Below are 4,090 nucleotides of genomic sequence, written 5' to 3' on the forward strand. Positions count from 1 at the left end.
GGCCCGTTGAGCGCGGCGCGGCCTTGCTCGCGCGCGCGGGCATTGGCGTCGCGTTCCGCGAATTGGGCGGCCACCCGCGCCCGATCGGCGGCCAGTTCGGCGTGGTCCCGGGCCTCGTCGGCGGCGGCGGGTCGTTCGGCCAGATTGTCGTGCCAGGCCAGGATCGCGCCCAGCAGCCCGATCGGCTTGTGCGGGGACTCCGGCAGCCAATGCCCGGTGCCCACCCAGTCGGTGATCAGCTGGTTGATGTCGCGCGGCGTCCACCCGTGTGCGGCGGGTCCGGCCAGGATGCGGGTCCAGGCGGTGGCGGTGTGGTACCTGCGCGCCCACGGCGGAGTTTGCTCGTCGCGGATCCATTTGTTTGCCAGGGCCCATGCCCGGGGTTCCGGGCGTGTGCGCCGCGTAGCGGCGCGTCTACCAGCGCTGATGCGCTGGGTGTGGGTAGTGTTTGATTTCTTACCGGAGGATATTTTTTTAAAGTGCGACCCTCCGGGGTGGGGTGACAGCACCCGGAATCGGCAGTCGTGCAACGCCCACACCGATGCCCAGCCGCGGCCGCGGTCACCCATCCGCCAGCTGGCGAACCGCTCATCACGGGTGCGCTGGCGTCCGCGCAGCACTTCGGTCGCGACGCCGAGCAGCCGAAGCGCGGTGGACGCGCGCTGCACGGTTCGCACCGACAGTTCGGTGATCCGCGCCAGCTGGGCGTTGGTGGGCCGGCAGTTGCGCCCGGTGGCGTGGTCGGCGAATCGGGCGCGCGCCGCTGCCACCCGGATGAGCGAAGCCAGGCTGATGGGGTTTCCCGGCATCGCGGGCCGCACGTGTGTCTCGTAGCGCGCGGCGCATGCGCGGTGCTGCCGCGGTAGGCGCTCGCGACGGTTCGGGCGAGGACACGGTGCGCGGTCGCTAGACCTTGCTGCGGGTATGCGCTACCGTGGAATGCGTCTTTCATGACGATTCCCTTCAGTGATGCGTTGGGGACGGAGCGAAAGCACATGGTTCGAGCGGCAACTCGAACCGGTAACCCTCGGCCACTGGCCGGGGGTTTTGCCGTTGGGGGGCCTTCGCGCCCGACTATTCAGATGTGCAGCTGGTTGCAGCGCGGCTGCGGCAGCCTCAGCGCTCTGGTGGCTCTCCTTTCTGCCGGCACAAGACTGCTCGCACGGCCGGTTTCGTCTCCCGGCGGAATTCCGCCGACAGCTTTACGCGGCGGAATTCCGCCGCCTTACGGCCGTCAGCATGCCTTATGACAAGCGCTTTGTGGCGGTGACACGCCGCGCCCGCTGATGCACGTGTGGCACGACACTGGTCTCGGCGCGAAAAAGCCTCGCTGCTACGGCGTTTCGTCGTGGTCCGGCAATGACCGCCGCGCCACATCCAGCGCTGAGCCGCCAGACTGCGTTTGGCTGGTCGGTTTTCGATAGTGCCGTCATCGAACGTTGGCGCTGAAACGTTTTCAGCCTGACAGAGACCTTCTCGCCGAGCGCTCAACGCGGCGGCGCCACGTAGTGGCATGGCAGACCAGCGACTTCGGCACCGCTCAACGCATTTGCGACCCGGGCCAAATCGCGGCAACGTCGCACCGGCTGCCGCATCGCCGGCACGGTGTCGAAACCTACCGTGCGCCGCGGTCATCAGCGCGCACGTCTTCGGCTTCAATGCCGGGCTTTCCGGCCGGGCAGGTGCCTGACTCGACATTGCTGGGGGAGCGGGGTTTTCGTCGCCGCGGTTCGGACGCGCCGGCCGGGCAGGCAATCGACGGTTGTGCTGACAGCGCTCTGTATCCGGCCCGCGCATCGGCGGTCAGTCGTGGCGGGTGTGGCGGGTACCGCTGCCGACGTGGTAGCCGCCGTGGGCTGCCAGCGACCGCAACTGGCGCAACGCGAAGGTGCGGCCACGGCCGGCTTTGGGAATGTTCACCCCCGACCACATGCCCTCCGCGCCCGGCGTCCGCAGTGCCTCGCTGGCGCACAACCAGCGCCGTGGGCAGCCGCGGCACAGCGCCTTGAGTTCGGGATCCTCGCCGCCGGCTGCCCACCGGTCGGGATCGGCCGCGCACGGCACGCGGGGCACAGGTCGCAAGGTTGGCACGGCCACGGTCATGGTCGTTCCTCCCACTGAGCGGTCATCATCATGAGGCGAACACTAGCGCTCAAACACTCGCATCGCAAGCGTTATGCTGTGCGGGACCATCGTATGTAACCCGCGGAAGGCTAGCGATTGACCGTACCCGCTAGTGCTTCGCCGTGGCTGCGCAGTTACCCAGGTGACGACTGGGACCGCGGATACACTGACCCGGTGCAGGACGACGACGCTTCGCCGGGTGCTGCCCGCGCGGGCGCCGCGTTCGCCGCCCGTCGCCAGGAATTAGGCATCAGCCAGCGGCAACTGGCCCGCCTGAAGGTCATCAGCGGCAGCTCGCTCAGCGCCTTCGAGAAGGGCCGGAGCTGGCCCCGGGAGCGGACCCGCGCCACCTTGGAGGAGGTCGTGCAGTGGCCGGCCGGAACACTGGCGAAAATACGGGCGGGGGGTGCGGTCCCCGGGACACAGGTGGCGCCGCCCGGCCGCACCGACACCGAGGTGCCGCTGATCGCGGACGCGGTCGATGTCGCGATGACCGCCGTCACCGCCGCGATCGCCAACCTACCCGCCGATGATCACCCGAAATTTGCCGAGCACGTCCAAGCGGTGCTGGCCGATCTGCGCAAACTCGAAGCGATCACCGCCCGCGCGGTGCACACCAGCCAGGGGGCCCCGGCTCTGATCAAGTCGCTGGCGGCGGTGCGCCGCCGCTACGACGAGCTGATGGCCCGAGCGGCCGCTGCGCCGGGTGCGACGCTGGGCCAACGCCTCTACACGGCGCGCCGCTTAGCCAACCTGACCGTGGCCGAGACGGCCGCCGCCCTCGACGCACCCATCGAACTGGTGATCGCGGTGGAAAGCGAAACGCCGGCCCCCGACGACGCGGCAAGCCGTATCGAGGAGTTGATCGAAAAGCTGGCCAGCGCATAAACATCAGCGAGGCACGTGTCTGGCGAAGGCGGCAGACCGCCGACAGTTCAACGACCGATGGCCGCCGTGTCGCCGCTTCGGCCCCGCGGCTTCGCGACGGACCGGCCCTGCCCTGCAGTTGTCCTGAACCACCCGTGCATCGCTCGCGATGCATGCGACAATCCCGCCGATCATGTCGGGCGGGTGCTGACGCACGCCTGACGCACCGCCAACCGTGGAATACTGACAGCGACAGTGCCCAGCGCCGGCGAGGGGAGCGCGGTGGACAGTCCCGACGATCCGGGCGCAGCTGACATGGCTGACGTCCGCAACGAAATCACCACGGCCGCAGCCGAAGTGGGCGCCCTGGCCCGCGAATGTGCCGAGCTGGCCGCCCGGGCAGACCCGATCGCGCCCTCATCGGACAAAGAAGGCGTTCACGGCCACATCCGGGCATCGGTGGCGGCAATCGCGCGTGCGGTCGACCACCTGGCCGACATGTCGATCACCGAGGCCGACGCTCACCCTCCGAGATGAATCCCTCTTACTCTCCTTACCCTCCGCGCCGAGGACTAGCGAACAGCACAGCAAAAGTGCGCCGATAGTCCGGAGCCTCGTGGCCGGATGGGTGGCATCGCGGGGCTGGTGTCGGGGCGGATTCGGCCCGTGCTCCAAAACCACCCCGCGGCCATTCGACATGGCTCTTCGGGCGCATTACGCGATGCTGACGACATGTGCGGCCTCGCGTGTTTAGCTGGGCGGATCCGGAACGTCGACGACTGCGAGAGGGTCAGCGCGATGGACGCTGTCGGCCAGCCACGCCTTGACCCGCCGAGGCAATTGCTTGCCACGAAGCAGAACAGCAAGCGCACGTGGGGTAGGCGAATGTGGTTGCGTGGATAGTTAAACCGTGCGGCAGTATGGCGAAGCGCTCATCGGGGGTTGTCCGATCAGCATCCGAACGGGGGAGTGCGGTCGGACGGGCTCTCGGTGCACGACCTCGGCTTCACCACCGGGCTGGCGGTGACTGATGCTTGATGACGGGTCGGTGGTGGCCGGGTATCCCATAGAGCCGGTACTCGGGGTGGGCGGAAAGGGG

Annotated in this window: 4 protein-coding genes; 2 read left to right on the plus strand and 2 right to left on the minus strand. The window is 68.4% G+C overall.

From position 1 onward, the window contains the following. Positions 1–821: helix-turn-helix domain-containing protein (locus ACFE99_RS23450; RefSeq protein ID WP_375489040.1), on the minus strand; the 821-nt coding region annotated here is incomplete at its 3' end. Positions 822–1,803: 982 nt separating this feature from the next. Beyond that, a complete protein-coding gene (locus ACFE99_RS23455) occupies positions 1,804–2,103 on the minus strand; it encodes a WhiB family transcriptional regulator (protein WP_375489042.1) in 300 nt (99 codons plus the stop codon). Between the two features lie 195 nt (positions 2,104–2,298). Here ACFE99_RS23455 and ACFE99_RS23460 point away from each other — a divergent pair, with 195 nt between their 5' ends. Further along, the gene (locus ACFE99_RS23460) at positions 2,299–3,012 is read left to right on the plus strand and encodes a helix-turn-helix domain-containing protein (protein ID WP_375489044.1); all 714 of its coding nucleotides are present in this window, start codon (positions 2,299–2,301) and stop codon (positions 3,010–3,012) included. A 261-nt stretch (positions 3,013–3,273) separates the two neighbouring features. Further along, complete coding sequence (locus ACFE99_RS23465; protein WP_375489046.1) at positions 3,274–3,528, plus strand: hypothetical protein; 255 nt, start codon at positions 3,274–3,276, stop codon at positions 3,526–3,528. The last annotated feature ends 562 nt before the right edge of the window (positions 3,529–4,090 follow it).

It is taken from the genome of uncultured Mycobacterium sp., assembly GCF_964249325.1.
Lineage (GTDB): Bacteria > Actinomycetota > Actinomycetes > Mycobacteriales > Mycobacteriaceae > Mycobacterium.

Coding starts and splice junctions, on each gene's coding strand:
- ACFE99_RS23455 (WP_375489042.1), bottom strand. CDS start 2,103: ATGACCGTGGCCGTGCCAACCTTGCGACCTGTGCCCCGCGTGCCGTGC.